Source organism: Shewanella sp. 10N.7, assembly GCF_020806285.1.
GTDB classification, from domain to species: Bacteria; Pseudomonadota; Gammaproteobacteria; order Enterobacterales; family Shewanellaceae; genus Shewanella; species Shewanella electrodiphila.
Genome location: NZ_JAJGZS010000003.1, coordinates 117,168 through 143,216, shown reverse-complemented (window position 1 = coordinate 143,216; position 26,049 = coordinate 117,168). Strand labels below are relative to the sequence as shown.

25 protein-coding genes are annotated in these 26,049 nt (G+C 40.7%); 10 read left to right on the top strand and 15 right to left on the bottom strand.

Translation table 11 applies throughout. The features are described 5' to 3' along the window. Positions 1 to 7: 7 nt before the first annotated feature. The 3 genes from LMH66_RS03490 to LMH66_RS03480 are packed head-to-tail and all read right to left on the bottom strand — an operon-like array spanning position 8 to position 1,251. Positions 8 to 427 carry a hypothetical protein gene (locus LMH66_RS03490; protein WP_229368552.1) on the bottom strand — a complete coding sequence of 140 codons (420 nt, stop codon included), beginning with the start codon at positions 425 to 427 and terminating at the stop codon, positions 8 to 10. Positions 428 to 478: 51 nt separating this feature from the next. After that, the gene (locus LMH66_RS03485; protein ID WP_229368551.1) at positions 479 to 1,039 is read right to left on the bottom strand and encodes a GNAT family N-acetyltransferase; all 561 of its coding nucleotides are present in this window, start codon (positions 1,037 to 1,039) and stop codon (positions 479 to 481) included. Continuing rightward, positions 1,036 to 1,251, bottom strand: coding sequence for a hypothetical protein (locus LMH66_RS03480; RefSeq protein WP_102527822.1), 216 nt, complete (start codon positions 1,249 to 1,251; stop codon positions 1,036 to 1,038). Before LMH66_RS03480 ends, LMH66_RS03485 begins: the two co-directional genes overlap by 4 nt. Before the next feature lie 174 nt (positions 1,252 to 1,425). Here LMH66_RS03480 and LMH66_RS03475 point away from each other — a divergent pair, with 174 nt between their 5' ends. Further along, complete coding sequence (locus LMH66_RS03475) at positions 1,426 to 1,845, top strand: META domain-containing protein (RefSeq protein WP_229368550.1); 420 nt, start codon at positions 1,426 to 1,428, stop codon at positions 1,843 to 1,845. Positions 1,846 to 1,939: 94 nt separating this feature from the next. Here LMH66_RS03475 and LMH66_RS03470 read toward each other — a convergent pair whose 3' ends face one another. Beyond that, positions 1,940 to 3,277 (bottom strand): dicarboxylate/amino acid:cation symporter, encoded by a 1,338-nt coding sequence (locus tag LMH66_RS03470; protein WP_229368549.1) that lies wholly within the window; start codon positions 3,275 to 3,277, stop codon positions 1,940 to 1,942. 173 nt (positions 3,278 to 3,450) lie between these two features. Further along, entirely contained in the window at positions 3,451 to 3,798 is a 348-nt protein-coding gene (locus LMH66_RS03465; RefSeq protein ID WP_229368548.1) for a hypothetical protein, read from the bottom strand. 107 nt (positions 3,799 to 3,905) lie between these two features. On the opposite strand from LMH66_RS03465, the gene LMH66_RS03460 reads away from it, so the two are divergent. Continuing rightward, positions 3,906 to 4,367 carry a GNAT family N-acetyltransferase gene (locus tag LMH66_RS03460; protein ID WP_229368547.1) on the top strand — a complete coding sequence of 154 codons (462 nt, stop codon included), beginning with the start codon at positions 3,906 to 3,908 and terminating at the stop codon, positions 4,365 to 4,367. A gap of 118 nt (positions 4,368 to 4,485) precedes the next feature. Here LMH66_RS03460 and LMH66_RS03455 read toward each other — a convergent pair whose 3' ends face one another. From LMH66_RS03455 to LMH66_RS03445, 3 genes are all read right to left on the bottom strand, one after another. Further along, positions 4,486 to 5,853: an L-serine ammonia-lyase gene (locus LMH66_RS03455; protein WP_229368546.1), complete on the bottom strand. Its 1,368-nt coding sequence runs from the start codon at positions 5,851 to 5,853 to the stop codon at positions 4,486 to 4,488. A gap of 129 nt (positions 5,854 to 5,982) precedes the next feature. After that, positions 5,983 to 7,275 (bottom strand): serine/threonine transporter, encoded by a 1,293-nt coding sequence (locus LMH66_RS03450; protein ID WP_102527827.1) that lies wholly within the window; start codon positions 7,273 to 7,275, stop codon positions 5,983 to 5,985. Between the two features lie 320 nt (positions 7,276 to 7,595). Further along, positions 7,596 to 8,381: a ribonuclease H family protein gene (locus LMH66_RS03445; protein WP_229368545.1), complete on the bottom strand. Its 786-nt coding sequence runs from the start codon at positions 8,379 to 8,381 to the stop codon at positions 7,596 to 7,598. Between the two features lie 125 nt (positions 8,382 to 8,506). On the opposite strand from LMH66_RS03445, the gene yjjX reads away from it, so the two are divergent. The 5 genes from yjjX (at position 8,507) to LMH66_RS03420 (ending at position 13,309) form a co-directional block, all read left to right on the top strand. Continuing rightward, complete coding sequence (gene yjjX, locus LMH66_RS03440) at positions 8,507 to 9,046, top strand: inosine/xanthosine triphosphatase (protein WP_229368578.1); 540 nt, start codon at positions 8,507 to 8,509, stop codon at positions 9,044 to 9,046. Positions 9,047 to 9,126: 80 nt separating this feature from the next. Next, positions 9,127 to 10,167 carry an NADP(H)-dependent aldo-keto reductase gene (locus LMH66_RS03435; protein WP_229368544.1) on the top strand — a complete coding sequence of 347 codons (1,041 nt, stop codon included), beginning with the start codon at positions 9,127 to 9,129 and terminating at the stop codon, positions 10,165 to 10,167. A gap of 121 nt (positions 10,168 to 10,288) precedes the next feature. Continuing rightward, positions 10,289 to 11,512: a cysteine desulfurase gene (locus LMH66_RS03430; protein WP_229368543.1), complete on the top strand. Its 1,224-nt coding sequence runs from the start codon at positions 10,289 to 10,291 to the stop codon at positions 11,510 to 11,512. A 103-nt stretch (positions 11,513 to 11,615) separates the two neighbouring features. Continuing rightward, complete coding sequence (locus LMH66_RS03425) at positions 11,616 to 12,080, top strand: SufE family protein (RefSeq protein ID WP_371996625.1); 465 nt, start codon at positions 11,616 to 11,618, stop codon at positions 12,078 to 12,080. Positions 12,081 to 12,121: 41 nt separating this feature from the next. Next, positions 12,122 to 13,309, top strand: a complete 1,188-nt coding sequence (locus LMH66_RS03420; protein ID WP_229368542.1) for a membrane dipeptidase — start codon at positions 12,122 to 12,124, stop codon at positions 13,307 to 13,309. A gap of 111 nt (positions 13,310 to 13,420) precedes the next feature. On the opposite strand, the gene katB is transcribed toward LMH66_RS03420, so the two are convergent. From katB to LMH66_RS03400, 4 genes are all read right to left on the bottom strand, one after another. Further along, positions 13,421 to 14,881 (bottom strand): catalase KatB, encoded by a 1,461-nt coding sequence (gene katB / locus LMH66_RS03415; protein WP_229368541.1) that lies wholly within the window; start codon positions 14,879 to 14,881, stop codon positions 13,421 to 13,423. A 353-nt stretch (positions 14,882 to 15,234) separates the two neighbouring features. Beyond that, entirely contained in the window at positions 15,235 to 15,480 is a 246-nt protein-coding gene (locus tag LMH66_RS03410; protein WP_102527833.1) for a YgjV family protein, read from the bottom strand. Between the two features lie 83 nt (positions 15,481 to 15,563). Further along, the gene (locus LMH66_RS03405) at positions 15,564 to 16,013 is read right to left on the bottom strand and encodes a PaaI family thioesterase (RefSeq protein WP_102527834.1); all 450 of its coding nucleotides are present in this window, start codon (positions 16,011 to 16,013) and stop codon (positions 15,564 to 15,566) included. Between the two features lie 149 nt (positions 16,014 to 16,162). Next, entirely contained in the window at positions 16,163 to 18,664 is a 2,502-nt protein-coding gene (locus LMH66_RS03400) for a S8 family serine peptidase (RefSeq protein WP_229368540.1), read from the bottom strand. Positions 18,665 to 19,321: 657 nt separating this feature from the next. Between LMH66_RS03400 and LMH66_RS03395 the strand changes: the two genes are divergently transcribed. Next, complete coding sequence (locus LMH66_RS03395) at positions 19,322 to 20,860, top strand: curlin (RefSeq protein WP_229368539.1); 1,539 nt, start codon at positions 19,322 to 19,324, stop codon at positions 20,858 to 20,860. A gap of 72 nt (positions 20,861 to 20,932) precedes the next feature. Here LMH66_RS03395 and LMH66_RS03390 read toward each other — a convergent pair whose 3' ends face one another. Both LMH66_RS03390 and LMH66_RS03385 read right to left on the bottom strand, forming a co-directional pair. Beyond that, a complete protein-coding gene (locus LMH66_RS03390; RefSeq protein WP_102527837.1) occupies positions 20,933 to 21,598 on the bottom strand; it encodes a helix-turn-helix transcriptional regulator in 666 nt (221 codons plus the stop codon). A gap of 220 nt (positions 21,599 to 21,818) precedes the next feature. After that, on the bottom strand, positions 21,819 to 22,430 hold the full coding sequence (locus tag LMH66_RS03385) for a DUF2238 domain-containing protein (RefSeq protein WP_102527838.1): 612 nt from the start codon (positions 22,428 to 22,430) through the stop codon (positions 21,819 to 21,821). A gap of 151 nt (positions 22,431 to 22,581) precedes the next feature. Between LMH66_RS03385 and serA the strand changes: the two genes are divergently transcribed. Together serA and ygfZ are read left to right on the top strand one after the other, a co-directional pair. Beyond that, on the top strand, positions 22,582 to 23,811 hold the full coding sequence (gene serA / locus LMH66_RS03380) for a phosphoglycerate dehydrogenase (RefSeq protein WP_102527839.1): 1,230 nt from the start codon (positions 22,582 to 22,584) through the stop codon (positions 23,809 to 23,811). Positions 23,812 to 23,964: 153 nt separating this feature from the next. Further along, the gene (ygfZ, locus tag LMH66_RS03375) at positions 23,965 to 24,924 is read left to right on the top strand and encodes a tRNA-modifying protein YgfZ (RefSeq protein ID WP_229368538.1); all 960 of its coding nucleotides are present in this window, start codon (positions 23,965 to 23,967) and stop codon (positions 24,922 to 24,924) included. A gap of 102 nt (positions 24,925 to 25,026) precedes the next feature. Here ygfZ and LMH66_RS03370 read toward each other — a convergent pair whose 3' ends face one another. Then, complete coding sequence (locus tag LMH66_RS03370) at positions 25,027 to 26,046, bottom strand: response regulator (protein ID WP_229368537.1); 1,020 nt, start codon at positions 26,044 to 26,046, stop codon at positions 25,027 to 25,029. Positions 26,047 to 26,049 lie beyond the last annotated feature (3 nt).

Below are 26,049 nucleotides of genomic sequence, written 5' to 3'. Positions count from 1 at the left end.
GACCTGATTAACAATGATCGAAGTGTGAAGTTTCAACACACATAAATGAAATCTGCTGCAGACTAAGAATAGGCACATTAACCGACTTGCCTGAAGATAAATCAATAGGTTCAGCATCTGTTGCTATCAGTTTTATGGCCTCTTCATAACCATTTGTGCGGCCGCACACAATATTACCAAACTCAGTTTCAACAATATAATATGGCTTCAAGTTGAGTGGTGACTTGCCCTCAGCGCTTGAACTGCTTTTGTCCTCCACTTGTGAAATGAAGAGTTGAGGGTTAAGTTCAATTTCAAAGGCTGAATAATGCTTTTCCAAAGCCGCCAAAACACCAACCACAATTTTTAGGTTTTCAAACGCTGCCAACCTTAAATGCAGATAAGGTTGAAATACTTGTTCAAAGGTTATCGATTCAGAATGTGCCATAAGGGGATTACTCAATTTAAAAGATTAATAAAAAGATTAGAGTGATTAGGGCTAGTTTTTCATCACTAACAAATAGTAATCACGTTGTTGAAAGCTGAAGTAATCCACGACTTCCATTGGCGATTTCTTAGTGTGCGCGGCAAAGGAGAGCGCATTTTCTTCAGCAATAAATGTCACCATAAAGCTGTATTTGGCTGAAACTTTACGTTTAAGTTGTTGCACTAATTGCTCAAAGATACCCTGACCACGATAATTGGGATGTATCCATATTGGTCCATACTGGCAGCTATTGTTTGAGCTTAGTCGACTAAAACCCACTTCAATATCATTCATTTTGCGTAGTACGTGGGCATAAATCCCCCAAGCTTGAAACCATGACCATGGACCCGCAATGACGTAACCAATAATAGCTGTGACAACATTTTCATTTTCTGTTGTTTCAGCCAACATAATCCAGCCTTTTTTAATCAACTCACTTATTTGTATTTTAGAAAAACACTGACCAGACATCACGTCTGCAGAAGAAGATAATTCATCATTCATATACTGCTTTTCAAGCTGAGCAATAGCATTAGCATCAGCTTCATTTGCTAATCGGTATTTAATATTCATTTAGAAGCGTTATCACCATTTTGTTTTTGCGCCCAATCAAATACTAACGCAACAGGGTAAGGTGCCATGATTAATAAGCCAACGCCAATTAAACTGGCAACAAGCAACATGCCGCTGACTTCGTTGGCGAAGTCAGTAAAAAGGTACAAGCTCGCACCTATGCCAACAGACAATAACCCAAGCATATGCATCATCTTAAAAATCTTACTCATTAGCGCAACTCTTATTAAGAAATAAACCGAAAGATAAATTGATTTGAATACCTGAAACAGCAACTTTTATACGTTAAAAGATTAAATCTTGTTGAAAGTGAAAAATAACCGCAAAACACAGTATATACTATGGATATTAATACGTATTAGCATCCTTATTGGAATCAATCCATCATGATAAAACCCATTTTCACTGCTTGTTTGGTTATTTTCGGCCTTAGTGCTTGTCAAAGCAACAGTCATCAAGCTGAAGAAATCAATATAGTAGGTAACTGGCATGTGGAGTCAGCATTATCTGAAGCCGTAATCAATCACAGTCCTGCTGAAATCATTTTCGCTGCTGACGGCAAACTATCAGGTAATAATAGCTGCAATCAGTTTTTTGGTGAGTATGAACAAGAAGAAAACCAATTAACACTTTTACCCGCAGGTTCAAGCATGATGGCATGCGTTGATGTACTGATGAAGCAAGAACAGCGCGTGATGAAAGCTATGCCACTAGTCACTAACATCACAATATCGAAATCAGGCAAATTATTATTAAAGTCTGATGCGGGTGCTAACTTATTAGTGTTAAGCAAGAAAGAAGATTAAATCTCATGAAAAAAAAGAGTCGTTTCATCAATTAATCAATGATGTAACGACTCTTTTTTGTTTCTCGAAACGAATAAAACCAGTCAATAGAGCGCTAACTCGTTCGAATATTATCTTCTACTTTCTGCTTCATATCGACCTCAGCGTGTTGAGCAATAATCGCTGATTGCTCCATATCTGCATTGTAATGCTCTACATCAATCTCATCTTCAGAACGGGCAATAATCGTTGTTGCTACTAAATCACCAGATACATTGACCACAGTTCGCGCCATATCTAACACACGGTCAATACCGGCAATAATCGCTACACCTTCTAGCGGTAAACCAACTGTGGTTAATACTAATGTTAACATCACAAGACCCGCACCAGGTACGCCAGCGGTACCTATAGACGCAAGCGTTGCGGTTAATATAATGGTGATGTAATCAACCCAAGTTAAATCAATACCAAATGCTTGAGCGACGAACAACGCCGTTACACCTTGATAAAGTGCGGTGCCATCCATGTTGATTGTCGTACCAAGCGGTAATACGAAACTTGAAATCTTCTTGTTAATCCCTAAGTTTTCGCTAGCACATTTCATACTTGCAGGTAATGTGCCCGCAGAGCTTGAAGTGGTAAATGCCACCGCCATTGCATTGCCGATGCCTTTGAAAAATTGAATCGGATTCAGTTTACCGAACAAGCTTAACACTAGGCTGTAGAAACCTAAGATATGCAAAGCACAACCAACATAAACGGCAATAATCACTTTAATTAATGGCAGTAACATATCAAGGCCATACTCGCCAGCAACCCAAGCCATCAAGCCAAAGACGCCATAAGGAGCAAGCTTCATGACAAGATCAGTTAGCTTGAACATGGCTTCTGCTAAACTTTCAAATACTCGAATAGCGGGCTTACCGTGATCGCCTATCAATACCAGTGAAATACCCAAAGCAACTGCAAATACAATCACCTGTAAAATCTGACCACTTGCCAGCGCAGCTACAGGGTTAGTGGGTACGATATTAATCAAGGTTTCCATTAAGGTGGGCACTTCTTTTACTTCATTAATGATCTCACTAGTTTGTAAACCAAGTCCGGCTCCCGGCTGCATGATATTGCCAACCAATAAGCCAATACTGATAGCAATAGAGGTTGTACCTAAATAAAATGCAAAAGATTTGAAACCAATTCGCCCCATCTTGGCGGTATCTTGCATCGAGGTAACCCCGACAATTAACGAACAAAATACTAGCGGCACAATGAGCATTTTAATGGTGTTAACAAATAAAGTACCAATCGGCTTAAGATAGCTTGCATCTTCGCCTAAGCTGACCCCAGCAATAATACCTAACACCATCCCGATAAGAATTTGTAACCATAACGGAACTGACATCCAGCGAGACCAAACTCGACTTGGCAGTGACGGAGCATGTTTTGACATGATGTAAACCTTGCAGATTGAGTAAGTGAGTTGTAATAAATTCGCGCCGAACGGCATATTGAGTTGATTTATGGCAATAATCAGCAGAATCGGCGCGGCATACTAGCACGACAATTACAATCAGATGGGTGATCTATATCATCTTACGCATCGCTAAAGCTTAATAAATAGCATTAGGCCTCGAAAATACACTCAACTCGCTCTTTTCCTACTTTTATAGGATACAGCGCCGCAGGTGGGCGCTCTCTTTCAATCAAGTAACTCCAATAGTCATCATCAAAGCCTGCAAAAAGATTATCTTGCTCCCCACGCGCTTTTAATATTAGCCACCACCACACAATGGCCCATAACCCAAAAGTCATTAAGGTCAATGTAAAGTGCAGCACATGGTTAATTACCGGCTGTGAATTAGGAGTAGCTGCAAGATATGAAGCCTGCAATTGCTCGTTAATGGCGTAACTAATACGATTAGGATGCGCAAAGTAGCGGTATACTCTGAATTGATATTTTGATTTATTCATAGCATTCTCTCAAACCATACAAGATGAGTATTAAGCATAGCAGCTTAGACTTTAGTCGAATAAAAATGTCGTAAAAATATGCAACTCTTTCGCATCAAGGAGCCACAATGAAAATAAGAAAAGGCCAACTATCAGATTTAGCAGCATTAGTTGAATTTAACCAAGCCATGGCAATGGAGACAGAAAACTTGTCATTAGACAATGCACTGCTTACCAAGGGCGTTGACACTATGCTTGACAGCCCTGAAAAGGGTTTCTATTTAGTGGCCGAAATAGAGGGAGAAATTGCAGGTTCTTTAATGGTGACACTTGAGTGGAGTGACTGGCGCGCAACTAATTACTGTTGGATTCAGAGTGTTTATATTCGTCCACAAAATCGTCGCCAAGGGATCTATGCCAAGCTTTATCAAACGGTAAAAACCAAGGCAGCTGAAATGGGTGGCGCAGCAAGTTTCAGATTATATGTGGAGCACGATAATCTAGCTGCGCAGAAAACCTATGAATCATTAGGTATGGAGCAAAGCCACTACCTGATGTACGAAGAGCTTGCTGAAGGCTCAAAGGCATAACGTACAGCGAATAGAATTAACGCAATGAAGTGGACAATCTCGTAAACAAAAAAGGCTTTCATTTGAAAGCCTTTTTATTATTTAGAACACTAAACGAAGCAGATAAAACGGCACACATTTACGCACACAAATTAACCACTTTAATCGCTAAGCCGCCTTGGCTGGTTTCACGATATTTAACATGCATATCTTTACCGGTTTCATACATGGTAGCAATCACCTTGTCTAAGCTCACTCTCGGTTCTGAATTACGACGAAGCGCCATACGCGATGAGTTTATTGCTTTAACAGATGCAATAGCATTACGTTCAATACAAGGGACTTGAACTTGGCCTGCAACCGGATCGCAAGTTAGCCCCAAGTTATGCTCCATACCAATTTCGGCAGCCATACACACTTGTGCAGGTGAGCCGCCCATCAGTTCAGCTAAACCAGCTGCAGCCATTGAACATGCAACGCCCACTTCGCCCTGACAACCAACTTCAGCGCCAGAAATCGATGCATTGCGTTTATAAAGCGAGCCTACTGCTGCAGCGGCTAAAAAATAACGGCTGCATTCTTTGGGTCCAACCTTTTGGATAAACTTATTGTAGTAAGCCAGTACCGCAGGAATGATCCCTGCTGCACCATTGGTCGGTGAGGTCACAACCCTGCCACCAGCCGCATTTTCTTCACTGACCGCTAAAGCAAATAAGTTAACCCAGTCGATGATTTCCATCGGGTCATTGCTCACTTTTTCACTGCGAAGTAACTCACGATGTAATGCTGGAGCGCGACGTGATACTTTCAAAGGCCCAGCTAAAACACCTTCAGTATTACAGCCCTTTTCAATGGCATCTTGCATGGTTTTCCACACTAAACTAAAGCCTGAATACATGCTTTCTTCGCTGCGAAAACATAATTCATTTTGCTTCATCAAGCCGCTGATGCTTAATCCAGACTGCTGACAATGAGCAACAAGCTCATCGGCAAAGTTGAAGTGAAACGGCACTTCAACACCATTAGAATGACTTTGGTTAAAGTCTTTTTCTTCAACAATAAAGCCGCCACCAATAGAATAGTAGGTGTTGCTATAAACACACTTATCACCACTCCATGCATGTAGCTTCATGCCATTCTCATGCAATGGCAAAGTATCAGGGTGGAATATTAATGCATCATGTGGAAAATCAACGTGGTGAATGGCATCACCAATAATGATTTCTTGGTTTTTCTCTACCTGTGCAATAAAAGGTTCAATGCTTTCAATTTCTACCGTTTCAGGTTCATTACCAGCAAGTCCCATAATAATAGCAATATCAGTATGATGACCTTTACCAGTTAAAGACAATGAGCCGTAAACATCAACGGTAAACTTAGTGATTTGTGTTAGTTGACCTTGCTCGATTAAATCATTAATAAAACAATTCGCCGCTTTCATCGGCCCAACGGTATGAGAACTAGAAGGACCAATACCAATCTTAAAGATTTCAAATGCACTAAACATAAATAAACCTCAATGCTCTACTGGCAAAGCAGCACAGCTTAAAACAAGAAAAAGAGGAGCACAGATTGCACTCCTCGAATAACCACTCACAACTAAAATGAACGGCTTAATACTGTTGATTAAAAGCGATTAGCTCATTAAACCAAATAGAATTGCCGTCATTGCTAACAGACCTGCAATCACAACAAATACGTTGCTGATACGACCACGATACGCTTTCAAAGCAGGCACTTTATGCACAGCATACATTGGCATTAGGTAAAGAATTGCCGCAATAATTGGACCACCTAACGCTTCAATCATGCCTAGAATGCTAGGGTTAATTACCGCAACAATCCAAATGCTGAAGAACATGAAGCCTAAGATGAATTTATTCAATTTTGCATCAGACACTTCTTTATTACTGCTACGTAATTGTTTAGTGATCATGCCTTTTAAGCCTTCAGTCGCACCTAAGTAATGACCAAAGAAAGAAGAGATAATCGCAATGAATGCAATGATAGGACCGAAGTAGCTAACAAAGCCGCTTGAATGAACATTGGCTAAGTAAGACAAAATAGCTAAGTTTTCACTTTTTGCTTCAGCAAGTTGTGCAGGGCTTAAAGACAATACACAAGAGAATACGAAGAGCATGACGAAACCAACAAGCATCATTGACGTGTTACGTAAAATCACGTCGGCTTTTTTAGCTGCATTGTCACCATGTTCACGTTTAAGTGACACTGAGAACTGTGAAATAGCAGGTGAATGGTTAAATGCAAACACCAGCACTGGAATAGTTAACCACACAGTACCAAGGAATTCACCAGCAGAAGGCACAACTTGTAATGCATCTAATTTCCAATCAGGGATCAGGTAGAAAGACATAAATGCAAGAATAGCCACAAGCGGATAAACTAAGAACTGGGTCACTTTCAACATGAATTTTTCACCCGCAACCATTACTGACATCATGCCAATAATCAGTACTGCAGATAAAATAATGCGTGGAGGTGAAGCAAAACCAAGCTGGTTTACGATGAAGCTATCTACCGTGTTAGTGATTCCAACACCATAAATAAGCACAATAGGGAAAATAGCAAAGAAATACAGGACAGTAATGGCTTTACCTGCACTGACACCAAAATGCTCTTCAACCACTTGAGTGATATCACTACCAGGATTTTTAGAAGAACAAACAAAACGAGATAAACCACGATGAGCGAGGTAAGTCATAGGGCCGATGATGATTGCCATTAACACTAATGGCCAAAACCCACCCATACCAGCATTTATCGGTAAAAATAAAATACCTGCACCAACAGCGGTACCAAACAAACTAAGCATCCAAGTAGTGTCTTGGCGTGACCAGCCTTTTACTGGGGTTTGCTCTTCTTGAGCTGCAACTGCAACATCCTGCGCATTGATTGAATCTCTTTGCATAAAAATGACCTTAAATGAGGTAACTAATTTCACGGCGAAGAATATAGAATTCTAAATAGCGAAATATGATCTAGGTCATTTTTTAGCTCGACTTCCAAAAAATAATAAGCATTTTGCGAGCAAGATAGTCAACTGGTACGATCAGATGGTAAAGTCATTAACAATGCTTAATATAAACATTAACAAAAGCACTAATAAAGCAACACCTAAAATAGCTGTAACTCTTATTTTATGTACACTACAGCCACATTAAGTGATTTTTTATAAGTACGATAATACAGTTAAAATAAATATTATTGAGAATGTATATCCTTAAAAGGTTAACCCGTTCTAAGCGCTAAAATGGCACTTAAGTCAATCGGCTTATCATAGAGGGTAAAATCCGGATTCTTCTTATCGATGGCGTAAATTGACATGCGATCGGCAAGCTCATTACCTTCAATACCGATATGCGCTGCCACGTGAGCAATAGCCATGTTATCTTTTATGCGATCATATAATTCATGGGCTTGTTGGATCACCTCCAAATTAGCAATATCTCCAGCGACTTTGCGTTTCCAACCTTTTGACTTCCAGCCGTAAGCCCAGTTTGTAATACAGTTAATTGAATACTGTGAGTCACTCATTACCTTAACACTTTGTTGTGCATTAATGCTTTTCTCAGCGACTAACAACGCTTGATATAAAGCATTTAGCTCTGCGCTGTTGTTGGTGCCGTTAGCATTATATAGCCCATACCATAACTCGCTGACTTGGCCTTGACGATAAACCGCCATACCAGAACCTGCTTTACCTGGGTTTGGCTCACAGCCGCCATCGGTAAATACGATGGTATCGTGAGTACTTAGATCGACCTGTTTAGTTTTGATCGATTCCACAGCATTACTTTTTACAGGCTTGTTATTACTAGCCGAGCCCGCTTTTGCTGTTGCTTTACCCATACTGCTAGCCGGTGATGCCGCAAATGCCGCTTTCGCCTGTGCCTCTGTAGGAAAGGACTTGTATTTCGCTTGGGGGAATTTATCTACCTGCTTTTTAGTGTAATCCCAACTGGTAAACACGCCCGTTTCTCGGCCTGCCCATACCACATAAAACTTCTTTGCCATGATGACTCTCTATATAAATCAGGTAATATGCTTAATGTGCCCAGTGTATCTTATGGCGCTATTAAAAATAACTCACCAAACAAAAAACTATGTCTGAACCTACTCATCTAGAAATTGAAACCACTATGAAACAACTCATTATTTCCGTCGGCTCGAAAAACCCAGTTAAAGTTAACGCGGCTAAAGTGGCTTTTAGTCAATATTTTCCAGATCACAACATCATATGTCAGGGTATACATGCGCCATCTTTAGTCGCAGATCAACCTATGACTGAGGCAGATACAAAACTAGGCGCAATAAACCGAGCCCAATATTGTCAGGCGCAACAGCAAGATGCAGATTTTTATATTGCCATGGAAGGTGGTGTAGATAATTTTGATCATGGACCTGCCACATTTGCCTATATGGCCATTTTGCATAAGCAGCAGTTGTCTGTTGGCCGCAGTGCTTTGTTGCCACTACCACTTAAAGTGTACCAGGCACTCGAGCAAGGTGAAGAATTGGGACACGTCATGGATAGGTTATTTAATACCAACAACATTAAACAAAAAGGCGGCGCTATTGGCCTACTCACACATGGACTGGCCACCCGTGAGAGTATCTATACTCAAGCCATTATTCTGGCTATGGCACCTTTTATCAATGCTGATATATTCAGCAATTAACGCTTTGCCCTCATTCGTCACTTTTTTTTATTGGCAAACATTGCTAACGTCAAACTAACTGCATTGCATAGGAGATATAAATGGAATATCAACGCATTCCGCATTCTAGCCTTGATGTTAGCAAGATCTGTTTAGGCACCATGACGTGGGGAGAACAAAACTCCCAAAGTGACGCTTTTGAACAAATGGATTACGCCATTAATCGCGGCGTTAACTTTATTGATACTGCCGAAATGTATCCCGTGCCACCTAATGCTGAAAAACAGGGTGAAACTGAGCGCATCATTGGGCATTACCTTTCACAGCGTGATAACCGTGACAATTTAGTCATCGCCACTAAAGTGTCAGCGGCAGGGCCTAAAAGTGACTTTATTCGCCCTAACATGGCACTAGATTGGGTTAATATTCATCAGGCTGTCGATGCCTCACTCGCACGCCTGCAAGTCGACACTATCGATTTATATCAATTGCACTGGCCTGACAGACACTGTAATTTTTTCGGTGAGTTTTTGTATGACCACTTAGATGATGAACAGCAAACCCCTATTTTAGAAACTCTTGAAGCATTAGCTGAAGTTATTCGTCAAGGCAAAGTACGCTACATAGGTGTATCCAATGAAACCCCGTGGGGATTAATGCAATACCTACGTTTAGCTGAAAAACATGGCTTACCGCGTATTGTCAGTGTGCAAAACCCTTATAACTTGCTTAATCGTAGCTTTGAATTAGGTATGTCTGAAATCAGTCATCGTGAAGAACTGCCATTACTAGCCTACTCTCCACTCGCATTTGGTGCCTTAACAGGTAAATATGAACATAACCAATGGCCAGAACAAGCAAGGTTAACCGTCTTTAAACGCTTTGCGAGATATAACGCGACGCCAATGGCACTCGAGGCAACCCAAGCTTACGTCGACTTAGCTCGTGAATTTCATTTAAGCCCAACACAAATGTCATTGGCTTTCGTCAATTCAAGACGGTTTGTGGCTTCAAATATTATTGGCGCAACCAACCTTGAGCAACTTAAAGAAAACATAGATAGCCTTGATGTCAGTCTGACACCTGAATTGCTAGCAAGAATAAACCAGCTATCGAACCTTTATCGTATGCCCTGTCCATAAGCTAAAAGCCAGTTAAAGCTATTGTATACTTGCATTAAGCGTCACTTTCTATGAAGATCGTGACGCTTTTCTTTTTTTGGGTTAATGCCCTGTGTGATATTTCATTAATAATGAGCCTGCAATGACAATAGCGTTTGAACATGATGCGATAAGAGCCCAATTTCCTACATTAGCCCAGCAATTGGACGAAATCCCTCTGTGCTATTTAGACACCGCAGCTACCAGTCAAAAGCCACAATCAGTCATCGATGCTATCAATCACTACTATCAATTCGATAATGCCAATGTTCATCGCGCTGCTCATCAGTTATCCGCCCGTGCGACGAAGCATTATGAAACCGTACGCGAACAAGTAAAAAGTTTTATCAATAGCGCTAAAGCTGAAGAGATCATTTTTACTCACGGCACCACTGAGTCAATCAACATGGTTGCTTATGGTATAAGTCAGCAAATTAGCGCAAATGATATTATTTTGGTGGATAGCGCTGCGCATCACGCCAATATTGTGCCTTGGCAAGAACTCGCTAAACGCACAGGCGCGACAATAAAGCCCATTCCACTGAATGACAATTTATCAATAGATCATTGCGCTTTTGAGCAACTATTAACTCTCTCGCCTAAGCTTGTCGCATTAAGTCATGTCACTAATGCCTTAGGCACTGTCAACGATGTAGCAACCTTAGTACAAAAAGCAAAATCAGCAGGTGCCATAACATTGGTTGACGGCGCACAAGCCATTGCTCATTTTGATATAGATGTACAACAAATTGATTGCGATTTTTATGTATTCTCAGGTCATAAAATGTATGGCCCAACGGGCGTAGGCATCCTCTATGGCCGTTTCGCGCAACTTGATCAATTAGTGCCTATGCTGACCGGCGGTGAGATGATCAAAACAGTTAGCTTTACGGGTACAACATTTGGCAGTTTGCCTAATAAACTTGAAGCAGGAACACCTGCAATATCAGCAGTCATCGGTTTAGGTGCTGCAATCAGTTTTATCAATAGCCTACCTAAAGCGCAAGTCAGACAACATGAGCAATCTCTGCTGGAGTATTTACAGCAGCGACTAACACAATTAGGTGACATCAGCCTATATGGCGCAAACGCTAATAATACTGGTGCTGTTGCATTTAATCTTGCTAATGAACACCATCAAGATGTGGGTATCTTGCTAGACCAGCAAGGTATTGCTGTTAGGTGTGGTCATCACTGTGCGATGCCATTAATGGACCTTTTGGCCATAAAAGGTTGCTGTCGAGCATCCATAGGCGTTTACAACAATAAGCAGGATATTGACCAATTCATTGCTGCACTCGTCAATGTCAAAGCATTACTCTTATAATCAAGTAATTGAGAGTATTTATATCATCAAGTAATTAATTGTGTTTGCAGCAATAAGACACCAATAATACCCATGAGTAAACGATCCATTTAAGAGGCTTTCCTTGAATACAAATAGCACATCTGACACCGCAATCTTACAACCTGCAGCAAGCGCTTTTTTACCATTAGATGAGAAAGTCTCACTGGCGGTTATTGCGATTGAAAATGCTAAGAATTGGCAAGATAAATATCGCCAGATCATGTTGGTAGGTAAAGTACTTGCACCATTAGCTGAAGCCTATAAAGTAGAAGCGGCTCAGGTGAAAGGTTGTGAAAGCCAAGCCTGGTTGTATCACCATCAGCTTGAGTCAGCACACTTTTTTTGTGCCGACAGCGATTCACGTATAGTTAAGGGTCTTATTGCTATACTGCTAAGTGCAACCCATGGGAAGACCACCAGCGAAATTGCTAATTTCGACTTAGAACAGTATTTCACGCAATTAGGATTAAGTGGTCAACTCAGTCCATCTCGTACCAATGGGTTAACCGCACTAGCCAATGCTATTAAGCAATTTGCCGCAACATAATCAAGTTAACCATGATTACAAGCGTCTAAAAAGGAAACCACATGACAATAAGCGCTTGTAACCAAAGCCGCCGAACACTATTAAAGGGCATAGCAGCAGCCTCTTTACTATGCCCGCTTTACAGCTCATCTGTACTTGCGCAATCCAAAAAACGACTTTATATCGATGGGCTCAGTTTCTTACCCGAAAACCTTGATGATGTCCGCGCCTCAAAACTCGATGCCTACATTTGCGATATTTCAGATATTGAAGCCATTACCCAAGCAGATGGTACCACCAACTATAAGCGCAGTTATAAAGCTTGTATCGCCAGTATTAAAAAGGCAGAAAAAATCGTTAATGATAACCCGACGATTTTAATGCAGGGCTTAAGTGGTCGCGATATCGCCATTGCCCGAGAAGAGCAGCACACTGCAGTTTACTTTCAAATTCAAGGCGCTGACTGTGTTGAAGACGATAGCTTTGACGGTAATGAAGGCGAAAACAGCGAGCATTGGCAGCATTTAAATGAATTCCATCAGCACGGGTTACGTGTTCTACAACTCACCCACCATTACGGCAACCGCTTTGCCGGCGGCGCGCTCGATAATGATGGTACTCAAGGATTAAATAAACCGCTGACAACAGATGGCCAGCAATTAATTAGTGCGCTAAACCAACGTAATATTTTGATTGATGTGAGTCATTCAAGCCCTCAAACAGCACTTGATACCGCAAAAGCCAGCACCATGCCTATTGTGCAAAGCCATGGCGCTGTTCGCTCTATTGTGAATAACGCTCGCTGCTCACCCGATGAAGTCATTCGAGCGATTGCCGATACAGGTGGTGTGTTTGGGGTATTCATGATGAGTTTTTGGCTCACAAATGAGCCCGTACCCACTCTTGATGATTACATTCGTCAACTTGATAGAGTCGCCAGAATTGGTGGCGTAAACGCAGTAGGCATCGCCAATGATTACCCTCTACGAGGTCAAGAGAACTTATTAGCATTAGATAATAACAATGCAGAAGGCGTTAAACAGTATCACGCTTGGTGGCAAAGTTTAGCTGAAAAGAATGTCTTGGGCTTTGAAAGTCTACCGCAACATGTGGTTATTCCTGAACTCAACAATATCGATAGAATGAGCCGTATTGATGATGCGTTAGCAAAAGCGCGCTATAAATCGAGCGATCGAGACCGCTTCTTAGGTGGCAACTGGCAAAGAGTGTTAAATCAAGTACTGGTTTAACCCTCTGCTTTCTCAACAAAAATTAAATATACATTGTTTAATTGCTAAAAATTAAGTAATAAAAAAGGAAGGCTCAGCCTTCCTTTTTAGTTTTTTAAACCTACAAACTAACTAAGCTTGTAAAAGTGCGTTAACTCGTTGACCATAATCTGCGTCTGCTTGAGTAAAGTGCGCAACCATTTTCTGTTGTACATCTGCAGTCACTTGACTCAACGTTCCAGCAATAGTTTCAACTAAACGTTGCTTCTCTTCTTCACTGAAAATACGGTACAGGTTACCCGCTTGCGTATAATCATCTTGGTCGTAACGGCTATATCTGTCAGCTTCGCCATCAAGTCTTAACGGTGGCTCTGCAAATTGACTCGTATCTTTAAGACCACCATCTACCGTATTAGGGCCATAGTTTGCGCTTGAATCAGCACCGGTTTGCGAGCCATTGTAAGGACATTGAGTCCCAGCCATTGCACCAGCACGTTGATGATGATTGGCTTTAGCTGCGTGCGGACAGTTCACAGGTAACTGATTGTAGTTAGTCCCGATACGGTAACGCTGAGCATCTGCATACGAGAACAAACGTGCTTGAAGCATTTTATCTGGCGATGCGCCCACACCTGGTACAAAGTTACTTGGTGCTAAGGCAACTTGCTCAACTTCAGCAAAATAGTTTTCAGGCATGCGGTTTAACTCAAGTTTACCAATTTCAATCAGTGGGTAATCAGAATGCGGCCAAACTTTAGTTAAATCAAATGGGTTGATAGCATACGTATTCGCTTCTGCTTCAGGCATGATTTGCACATTCACTGTCCATTTAGGAAAATTACTATCCGCAATGGCTGCAACCATGTCGCGCTGTGATGAATCAGGATCAATGCCTTTTAGCACGTCGGCTTGTTCACCAGTTAAGTTCACTACACCTTGCTGTGATTTAAAATGGAACTTAACCCAGAAACGTTCACCTTTTGCATTCCAGAAAGAGAATGTATGCGAACCGTAACCATGCATTTGACGATAGTTAGCTGGGATACCACGGTCTGACATTAAAATTGTCACTTGATGCATGGCTTCAGGGTTTAATGACCAGAAATCCCACATCGCTTGAGGATCTTTTAAATTGGTTTGCGGGTTGCGCTTTTGAGTATGAATGAAATCAGGGAACTTGATCCCGTCTCTTAAAAAGAAAGTCGGTGTATTATTACCTACAATGTCGTGATTACCCTGCTTAGTATAAAAACGTAATCCAAATCCACGAGGGTCACGCTCAGCATCTGCGCTACCCATTTCTCCACCTACTGTAGAGAAACGAATAAACGTCTCAGTCTCTTTACCTACGCCGTTAAAATGTTCTGCAATGGTGTAATCACTAAGATCTTTGGTTAAGGTAAATTTACCGTAAACACCTGTACCTTTTGCATGTACGATACGCTCAGGGATCCTTTCGCGGTTAAAATGAGCAAGCTTTTCAATTAAATGCCAATCTTGCAGTAATAGCGGCCCGCGTTCACCAGCAGACAGAGAGTTTTGATCGTCGGCAATTGGAGCGCCATTCTGGCTTGTTAAGTAGTTATTGTTCATTTTATTTACCTTTAAATTATTCAGCTAGTAACCATTGTTCAATTAAATCAAATACTGTTGCCACGATATCTCTCCTGGCTGTGTTTCATTGAATTCATAATACCAATCGAAAACCAAATGCAAAAACGATTAAATTTGATCACCTTGATTGAAAAATACGATTAAACAAATAAAAAAAGAGCGATGCATTGCATCACTCTTTTTATAATATTATACGACTTAATAGCTGAGTTTGATCTAAAACAACAATAAATGTAAGTTATGTATCAATACTTTACAGACTGGTAACTTAATAAGTTATCTCTTAAAATGCAGCCGCATAATAATTTAACCAGCGTAACCCAATAGCCTTTCTAATTGTCTACAGGCTTGGACGGCTCACGATATAGTTTAACTAAATAGTATGCATCTATAAGTACAATAAAAAAGTTAACTAAGGCAACAGGGATTGCGTCAATAGCCAATCCATAGGCTACAAATAGTGCAGCACCAATTAAATTCCACCAGCGAAGTTTTTTGATGTTCGACATCATCAACGAAATCGCGACCACGACAGAAGCGAGGTAGCCTACCCATTCCCAAATTGTTGCAGCTTCCATTCATCACCCTTCTTTAAAAGCATCATATTGTCAGTGTAGTTAATTTTAATCATTCACACAGGTTCAAGTTTCGACAGTTATGTTTATTTAGTTGATTTACGTGCTACAACGGCTGCTGTCATTCTCGAAATACAACACAACTCACCAGCGCTGTTAGTTATGAGCACTTCCCAGACAGAGCTTCTTTTGCCTATGTGTACCGGCTTAGTTGTGGCAATTAATTCGCCTTTACGCGATGCTTTTAAGTGATTAGCATTGATTTCTTGACCAACACAGTAAAAGTTTTCGAAGTCGACAACAAAGTTAGCTGCGTAACTGGCAACAGTTTCAGCAAGTGCGACATTGGCACCACCATGAACAATACCAAGAGGGTTATGCACTGAAGGATCGGCTGGCATTGTTGCCACCATATAATCATCACCAATTTCAGTCACTTTAATCCCTAGTGTTTTCATCAAGGTGCCCTTTCCATGCATCCCGATATCCATTTTGGCACAATCTTCTAATGTAACTTCTCTAAACCAAATACTCATGACATCCATCCAAAGTAATAAATTATCATTAGTCTACTGATTACCCTTTTAATATCAAAGCATTTACAAAAAATGCTTATATATAAAAAGGGATGGCAAGCCATCCCTTTCTTTCATTTTCACTCTATTTACATAGAATTATTGAAACATTAAAAAACTGCAACAATAGGATCTGAGCATAAGCTAGACTCTGTTTCACATATTTTATAAGTCACTTCTGCTGGCGCGTCAGTGAAACGATCGCGGAAGCGACCATCATTAGACGTTGTAGACACCATGACATCATCACGATAGATAGCGACATCATCACCCACTGCACCACTCCAAGTTAAATCGACTAGCGCACTACCTCGGCGAGACTTCATTGTGCGTGTAACTGCTGCATCAATTGAATATTCAAATACTTCAACATCCATAGAAACAGTATCAGTCTGCGATTCGCTATCAGTCACAACAAGAGAAACAGTGTACGTTCCACCAGCTGCATACATATAAGCAGGAGAGACATCTGAAGACATATTGCCATCACCAAAATCCCACTCGTAACTGACAATATCATCGTTAATATCTGAACTAGTATTGGTGAAAGTCACCATTAATCCATCAACATCATAATCAAAACTTGCCAGAGGCGCTGCTGGTGCTGCTTCACCTAGCGCAGAAATATCGAGTCCCCAGCTATTAAGTGCACCTGTATCGCCACCAGCATTATCTGAAATTGACAGGGTCCACGTACCAGCAGCAACTTCACCATCAAACTCAGATAAACTCCAAGTCTGAACTAAGTCATCAGTATTACCGCCAGCACGATCGTGTAACACTGCCTCTGTACCATTTGGTGAGGTTAAGGTTACGATTAGATCACCGATCCAAGTATGTGAAATATCGACATTAACTGCTAAATCAAAGATTTGAACAGGGTCAGCGATTTCAATCGTACTTGTGATAGTGGTATTGTCTGAAATATCAACTGGCGTATCATTACCGTAAGTAAAGTCATTTAATCCAGCCGGATATACTGTCAACGCAACGGCTTTATCTTTGACTGTCATACCGTCATCGGCAGATACGGTCAATACATAATTGCCCCAAGCAGCATCGTCTAATGTCGCCACATCGAGGGTAAAATTATCACCAGCCATTGCGGTGGCGGTTGATAAACTGACACCATCTAACGCTGGAGAAGCCGATACAGTTAAACTCACTTGATCATCCCAACCAGCAATACTGCCAACAGAGAAGTCATAGCTAACAGCACTACCCGCTTCTACCGACTGCGAACTTGGCGAAGCTGATAAATTAAATGAAGGATCAGGATCTGCTGCATCTAAAGCATTTGCGACATTCAATCGGGTACCTGCAACAGTTAAGCCCGTTAAACCAGCATTAACTTCACCTGAATCCATTAATAGCTGCTTCATTTCAACAGCGCCAATATCAGGTGCAACAGACCAAACTAATGCTGCAGCCCCGGCGACATGTGGCGTTGCCATAGAAGTGCCTGAAATAGTGCCATAACTATCATTAGGGAAAGTTGATAAAATCGATGTGCCTGGCGCCCCCATATCAACACTTGTAAGGCCCCATTGTGAAAAGTCCGACATTGCATCATTTCTATCAGTACTCGCAATAGAAAGTACAACATCTGAGTCATAACTTGATGGATAATGTGGATTAACATCATTATCTATGGCGTCATTACCCGCTGCAGCAACAAATAAGATGCCTTGATCACCTGCCGATTCAATGGAATCTTTAAGTGCTTGGCTAAATCCACCGCCACCCCATGAGTTGTTTGTCGCTTTAACATCAACACCATGATTAACTTTTAAGTTAGTAAAATAATCAATACACGCTATGGCGTCTTCAGTACTCCCCGTTCCACCATCTGATAGGAACTTACAACCAATCATAGTGACGTCCCAGTTAACGCCCACTACACCAACACCATTATTACCAGTCGCACCTATAGTGCCCGCAACGTGAGTACCATGGCCATTGCCGTCCATAGGATCACCAGTACCTGTTGTAGGGTTATAGCCATGAATGTCATCGATTACGCCATTGCCATCGTCATCAATGCCGTTTCCTGCAATTTCACCTGGGTTTACCCACATATTGGCAACGAGATCTGGATGGTTATAGTCAACACCAGTATCAATCACACCAATCACCACGTTACTACTGCCCGTGGTGATGTCCCAAGCAGCCACTGCATCAATGTCAGCTCCAGAGGTTCCTCCTGACTGGCCTGTATTATGTAAGCCCCACATATCAACAAAACTAGGATCATCTGGCATTCCTAGTGCTCTATATGTGTAGTTAGGCTCAGCATATTTAACCGCAGGGTGTTTACTGATCATTTTAATCGCGGCATCTAAATCACTGCCACTTTTTAACTCAAGTTTTGCAAGACGACCTGATAATAAATGTTGAAATTTATCATCAATACCATCTAAATTCTTATCGGTTAACGTACCGTTCACTAAACGCTGTGCTGAAAGTCTTTCAAATTTAGTGACATTATCTTTATAAACCACAAGAATTTGATCTTTCTTGTATTCAACTTTGTTTTTAGCGATTGCAGGGGCAACATTTAGTGCCATAGTAGAAGCAATTGCAATTGCAATTGGAGTCATTGTTTTTATCATTTCTGGCTTTCCTATATTCCATTATTAATTCCCAGAACCGGTACCTCAACACTGGTAGCTTTTCCATTAGCCTATTAAGCGAGTTGGTTTTCCACGAAGTGAAACCCGGAATTGTTGTAGCCTTTTGATTGTTGTCATAATGAAAGCAGAATAAAAGTAGCTAAACCTTAAATAGTAATAAACTACTAATCCTATTAGTGTAAGCAATTCGCCTACAAACGAAAAACAACAACACAAAACCAAATATAACAACAACTTAAAATTTTGTAGTACGAAAGTTCTCTTGTTAAAAACCCTCAAAAATATAGCCATTCTTCCGATTGAGATAACTCTCTTCAATCCGTAAGTTAACTCTGTAACTTGTCAAATCAGCTAAAGGATGCGGTTTAGTAATCAAATACGTCAGCAAAGAATTAAACCGATAAAGAGATATCGAATAAGCAATTTCTTAGGTTTATATTTTGATTATTAATGCCCTAGCTAATTCATATTGATGAACGTCAATAACAAGTTTACTTACTTGCTCACCTTCAAATATCAGATAATCAACATTGGCTTTTTTAAGCCTGATTTGCTTGTATTTAGAAGGCGAATTTCAATATTGAAAGATAGCAAAACAGCTATCAACTCACTCAATATCCTTACAGGGAGCGTCAAATGAAGTCGCAAACAAAGTTATCGTTAATCTCACTCGCCATCGCTACTAGCCTCGCTTTACCCGTTTCAGCTACAGGATTATCACTGCCTGGTGTTGCATCCGTTGAAAAATCAGCAGAAGTTGCAGCTGCAGTTAATAACCAATCAACCGTAGAGCAAAATGGCCTAGGTCAGGATACGTCAGTATCACAATCAGGTTCACGCCATGTGGCTGAAGTCACCCAAAACGGAAATGATCAAATAGCTGAGGTTGTTCAATCTGGTGATTGGCAAGAGTCATATATAACTTCTGCAGGTGATGGGAATCTTGTTACGACTAACCAAGTAGATGATTGGCATATTTCTAATGTCGCTATTACCGGTAATGATAACCAAGCGACCGTGAATCAATCAGGTTTTTGGAATACCAGTGAAACTACTGCACTCGGTAACGAAAACATCGCTGACACTATGCAAGATGGATTTCAGAACAACAGCATCATTCAACATGTAGGTGATAGTAACCTTACGCAATCCACACAATATGGTTCAGCTAACTTAGCAGTATTCCGTGTTGATGGTAATGGTAACGAAGGTGTCATCACTCAAGATGGTAATAATAACCAAGCAGGACTTGTCGCACCGGGTGGTACAGCCAATGTAGGTAATGACAATGTCTTATTCGTTGACCAATCAGGTGACGAAAACTTTGGTGCAGCCATTGGCGTATACGGCGACAGCAATAACATTGAAATCAATCAATCTGGTTATGCTAATACAGGGGTTGTGGCTAGTCTTACAGGTAATAGTAACGACATCGTTATCGACCAATCTGGTGATGTAAACAGCGCTGTGATTGAATTTGCAACTGGCGATGGCAATGAAGTCTATATCTACCAAGATGGTACAGATAACCAAGTAGGTGATGCTAACATCGCTGTCATTTCTGGTAATGACAATGTCATCGATATCGATCAAGCTGGCATGTCTAATTTAACAGAATTTGAAACCAGCGGTGATGAAAATACCGTCACAGTATTACAGGATGGTGAATCAAACTATGTCGCATCAGGGACTTATGGCTTTGGCAATGAGGTCAGCGTTAGCTCTGAAGGCATGAACAATGAAGTCGCAGTGTTTGTTAATTTAGATGACAATATGGTGACAGTTGATCAGACAGGCGATACTAACTTTGCTTATGTAGATACTATTGGATTTGAAAATGAAGTGACTACTGAGCAAGTAGGTTCAGATAACGAAGCGAGCTTGACTAATATCGGTATTGCTCAAGTTATCGATATTGCTCAAGACGGTGAGTTTAACCTCACTGACGTAGTTGCTTTTGGCGATGAACACATCGTTGATATTACTCAACAAGGTGACGGAAACTGGATTGGCGGTGATGAAGGTTACTTCTCAGTCGATGGTTACAGCAATAACTTAACTATCTCGCAAATGGGTAATGATAACCTAGTCATTGGCTCACAAATCGGCGAAAACGGCATGATTAATGTTTCTCAAACCGGTGATTTCAATACTGCGACTGTATATCAAAATTAATATTCGAGTATTGACAACATAAAACAAAAAAGGGAGCTATATGCTCCCTTTTGTTTTGATTTAATCTATAAATTACGCAAATTCAAAGTGGGCTTGATAAGTTTGTGCCCAACGTAATAACTCAACTCTATTTCGCGACTGAGTTTTACGAAAAATAGAAGAAATATGTGCTTTAACTGTGTGCTCGCTAATACATAAGCGATGGGCTATCTCTTTATTTCTCGCACCACTAGACACAAGTTGGATAATCGTTCTTTCGCGACTAGTTAGCATCTGAAGCATGGCAACTGTATCTGGTGGAATCTCCGTATTAGCATCTAACTTTTGTACTAATCTACGGAAAATTTTACTGATTAACGGCCTGTCATACCAAAGTTCATCAGCTACCATTTTACGCAGCCCTGTCAACATCAAGTCCATACGTTGATCGGAGTAGAGTAGCCCTCTTACGCCCAGTAATAACGCTGACTCTTGATCTAAGGAGCCTCGCTCAACTTGATATAAAGCAACTGGCACATGGTTAACCAAACGAGACACAAGTAAAGGTATCCCTTTACTGTCTAAAGCAGCGCCCTTTTGCGCCACCAAATAAAAACTGTTGGAATTTTTTTCTACTTCCAAATCACTAGCATGTTTAACTATCCTGGTTTTAAGACCTATTGATTCCGCAAGAATGGCCAAATTACATGGCGCTGCAACTTGGTGTAAGAAAACTAATTCATCAATATTTGAGCTCATCACTTTTCTCCCTGAAAAGCATCCCTAACATCCCGATCTAACGGGTTTCTTCCTGAATTTCGATAACAAAATAGTAACAATACTCAATCATAGTATATTTTAACTAGTTAATATGGTTTTTTTGTCATACTAACGCATTAAATAAAACGATAAGTCCTTCTAATACCCTCTATTAATAGCATAAAAAAACTTAACTTCATGCTACAAAAAGCATAAAACACTAATTTTTATTTTTTATCAGTGATGCTAACTGTTTATTATGCAATCGAGTAAGCACTACTAAAGCACTAATACCTCCTAATAAGGCCATCAACATGTCAGATTGAGTATCCCAGACGTAACCTTGAGTACCTAAAAATGCTTCTGCATCTTCACCTGTTCCAATAGCAACCCACCACTCGATTAATTCGTAAAAAGCTGAAAATGCCAGAACGAAACATACAGACAAAAACTGACACCAATACCCTGGTTGTAGTACTTGGTTTCTTAGCATGACCTCACGAGCTAAAATGACTGGAATAAACCCTTGAGCTAAATGGCCTATTTTGTCGTAATTATTTCTATCGCTCCCCATCCACTGCGCTATCCAATCAAATAAAGGCACTTCTGCATAGGTGTACTTAGCTCCAACGAGTAACACACAGCAATGAATGAGTATTAAAACATAGGAAAGTGGTGTTAACGGAAACCGATCACGTGTGAAAAATAAGATAGGAATTGCCAATAAAGCAGGTAATGCTTCTAACCACCATGTAAACATATCTTTAGGCGAAATGACTGACCAAACTAAAACTGCGCAATATATAACTATCCATATAACTTTCTTATTCAAACTAAATCCCTCTTAGATGATATTGTTCTAGAATTAGAATATTAACTTTAGCCATCTAGCCCTCTACAAGCGTTAAAAAAAGTGCTACTTTGGTCGGGCGTTTATATCAGCATAACATAAGCATAACTATTGATAAGAGGGTACCCATATCATGGCGAAACACTCGCTTGACAAGGATAAGATAAAAATCCTGCTGTTGGAGGGCGTCCACCAAACTGCGGTCGATGTACTTGAGCGTGCAGGTTACACAAACATTGAATACCATAAAGCATCTTTACCTGAAGATGAGTTGCTGCAATCCATTAAGGATGCGCACTTTGTTGGTTTGCGTTCCCGTACTCAATTAACTGCAGACGTGTTAAATCATGCTGAAAAACTCGTCGCCATTGGTTGTTTCTGTATTGGCACAAACCAAGTTGATATCGCCACTGCTGAAAAACTCGGTGTACCGGTATTTAATGCGCCTTTTTCTAATACCCGCAGTGTTGCAGAGTTAGTCTTAGGTGAAATCATCATGCTAATGCGCGGTATTCCTCAGCGAAATGCTCATGCCCATCGTGGTGGCTGGCTTAAAAGTGCCAGTGGCAGCTATGAGGTCCGTGGGAAAACCCTTGGTGTTATTGGTTACGGCCATATTGGTACTCAACTTGGTATTTTAGCTGAGACCTTAGGTATGCGAGTGGTTTTCTACGATATTGAAGATAAGCTACCCCTAGGCAACGCAAGCCAAATTCATTCGTTAGAAACGTTATTAGGTGAAGCTGATGTGATCAGTTTGCATGTCCCTGAAACGCCTCAAACAAAAGATATGTTTGGTGAAAAAGAGTTTGCTCAAATGCGCGAGAAAAGTATTTTCATTAATGCATCTCGTGGCACTGTGGTTGATATCGACGCACTATCAAATGCATTGAAATCAGGTCACCTTGCTGGCGCAGCTATCGATGTATTTCCAGTCGAGCCAAAATCAAATGATGACGAATTTATCAGCCCATTACGCGGCCAAGATAATGTCATCATTACCCCGCATATTGGTGGCAGTACAGCTGAAGCACAAGAGAATATCGGCATTGAAGTTGCTGGCAAGCTAGCCAAATATTCAGATAACGGTTCAACGGTTTCTGCAGTTAATTTCCCAGAAGTTTCTTTACCGCAACACAAAGGCACTTCGCGTTTACTGCACATTCACCATAACCGACCTGGTGTATTGATTAAAATTAACCAAGCCTTCTCTGAAAAAGGCATTAACATTGCTGCACAATACCTGCAAACAACTGCAGAGATTGGTTATGTAGTAATGGAAGTTGATTCGAATCAAGCAGAACAAGCCTTAGGCGAGTTAAAAGCAATTGAAGGTACGATTCGTACTCGCGTTTTATTTTAACCACCAGTGTTAATTTGACGTACTTTTAGTTGTACAGGTGAACTGTGAAATAAAGCTATCTTCATTCAATTGGAGATAGCTTTTTCTTTTGAGCGTTAATGATTTCCGTTACACTCAATCCATATATCTGTTGGTCATCTTAGGAATTAGTTTATGACACTTGCAACGACTCTGCCTGATTGGGATTTTTTACATACCTCTCCTGACTTATTAGTCGCCAATCTTACTCATTTAGGCTTAATTGAAATAACCGGTGAACAGGGAAAAACCTTTATTCACGGTCAAGTGACGACTGACATCATGTCACTACAGGATGATCAATGGCGTTGGGGTGCACATTGCGATGCGAAAGGTAAAATGCTTTCAAGCTTTAGAACCTTTTCAATTGCTGAGCAGCTATTTGCCCTATTACCTGCTTCAGTCCTGCCTCTGAGCTTAGCGCAATGGCAAAAATATGCCGTTTTCAGTAAAGCTGAATTAATTGATGTTACCGCTGATAAAATCATTCTGGGTTTGGCAGGGAAAAATGCTGCAGCATTTATTGCCCAGCAATTTGGTGACATCACAGCTGAATTAACCACAGTTGCAGATACTATTATCCTTAAAGATGGTGAACGTTTCATTGTTATCACAGAAGCCGTAAAAGCCCATGAGTTAGTTGCAGCTTCAGAACAAGTTTTACAAGAGGCTGCAACTTGGCAAGCTCTTGAAATCAAGTCAGGTTATGCCAATATTGATGCGAACCACAGTGGCGAATTTGTTCCTCAAATGTGTAATGTACAAGCCGTCAACGGTATCAGCTTTGAAAAAGGCTGTTACATGGGGCAAGAAACAATCGCAAGAATGAAGTATCGCGGCGGTAATAAGCGTGCTTTATATATCCTTACTGGAACCACATCAGAAACAGTTAGCAGCGAAACTCAAATTGAAATTGCTGATGAAGACGGATTTCGTCGTGCAGGTAAAGTCATTGAGTCAGTACAGCATGAAGGTAAAGTCTTACTCACTGCGGTTCTTGCTAACGACACAGAAAATGATGCAAAACTGCGTATTAAAGAAGATGAAACAAGTGAGCTCAGTGTTATTGCACTACCTTACTCGTTGGAAGATTAATCATTTATCTTGGTACAGTAGTAAAGCAAAAAAGGATAAATACTTTAAGTATTTATCCTTTTTTATATAATAAGATATTAAGAAACAATATTTTATAACACGCTAGATTGACTCTTCATGCTCTGCTTTGATCAATTTCACATCATCCATGACAGATTTAAATTTCTCAACCAGTTCTGGATCAAAGTGCTTACCTGATTCTTTCTCAATCAAACTCAACGTATCTTCCACTGTCCAAGCTTTCTTATAAGGTCTTGCCGATGTCAGTGCATCAAACACATCAGCGATAGCAATAATACGCCCTTCAATCGGAATATCTTCACCAACAAGCCCGTAAGGATAGCCACTGCCATCCCACTTTTCATGATGACTAATAGCAATTCTTTTGGCCATTTGTAATAAAGGGTCATCATGTTCACCAATGATTTCAGCACCGATTGCTGCATGAGCTTGCATTTCTTTCCACTCATCCGCATCTAACTTTCCTGGTTTCTTGAGAATGGCATCTGGTGTACCGATTTTACCGATGTCATGCATAGGCGCTGCATTATATAGCAGTTCACAAAACCGAGAGGAATGCCCTGCAGCCATAGCAAGTAATCTTGCATAATGGCTCATACGAACAACATGTAATCCTGTTTCATTATCTTTGTATTCTGCAGCTCGCCCTAATCTGCGAATAATTTCAAAACGCGTTTCTTTTAGCTCTTTAGTACGATGTTCCACTTCCGACTCTAATAACCTTTTTTGGTCGTATAAGCTTAAATGTGTTTTAACCCGCGCTTTAACGACTGCTGGGCTGACAGGTTTAGTAATATAATCAACTGCGCCGAGCGCAAAGCCTTTAGTTTCATCTTCAGTATCAGAAAGTGCTGTCACAAATATCACTGGAATATGGCAGGTTAACGGTTCATTTTTCAGTTTTTGACATACTTCATACCCATTCATTCCAGGCATCATTACATCAAGCAGTATTAAATCAGGAGATGATTTTTGTGCGAGAGCTAGCGCTTTAGGTCCATCTATGGCAACTTTGATTTTGTAATCACTACCCAAAATCCCGACTAAGATATCGATATTCTCAGGCGTATCATCAACTATCAGCACAGTCGCTTTTTCCATGTT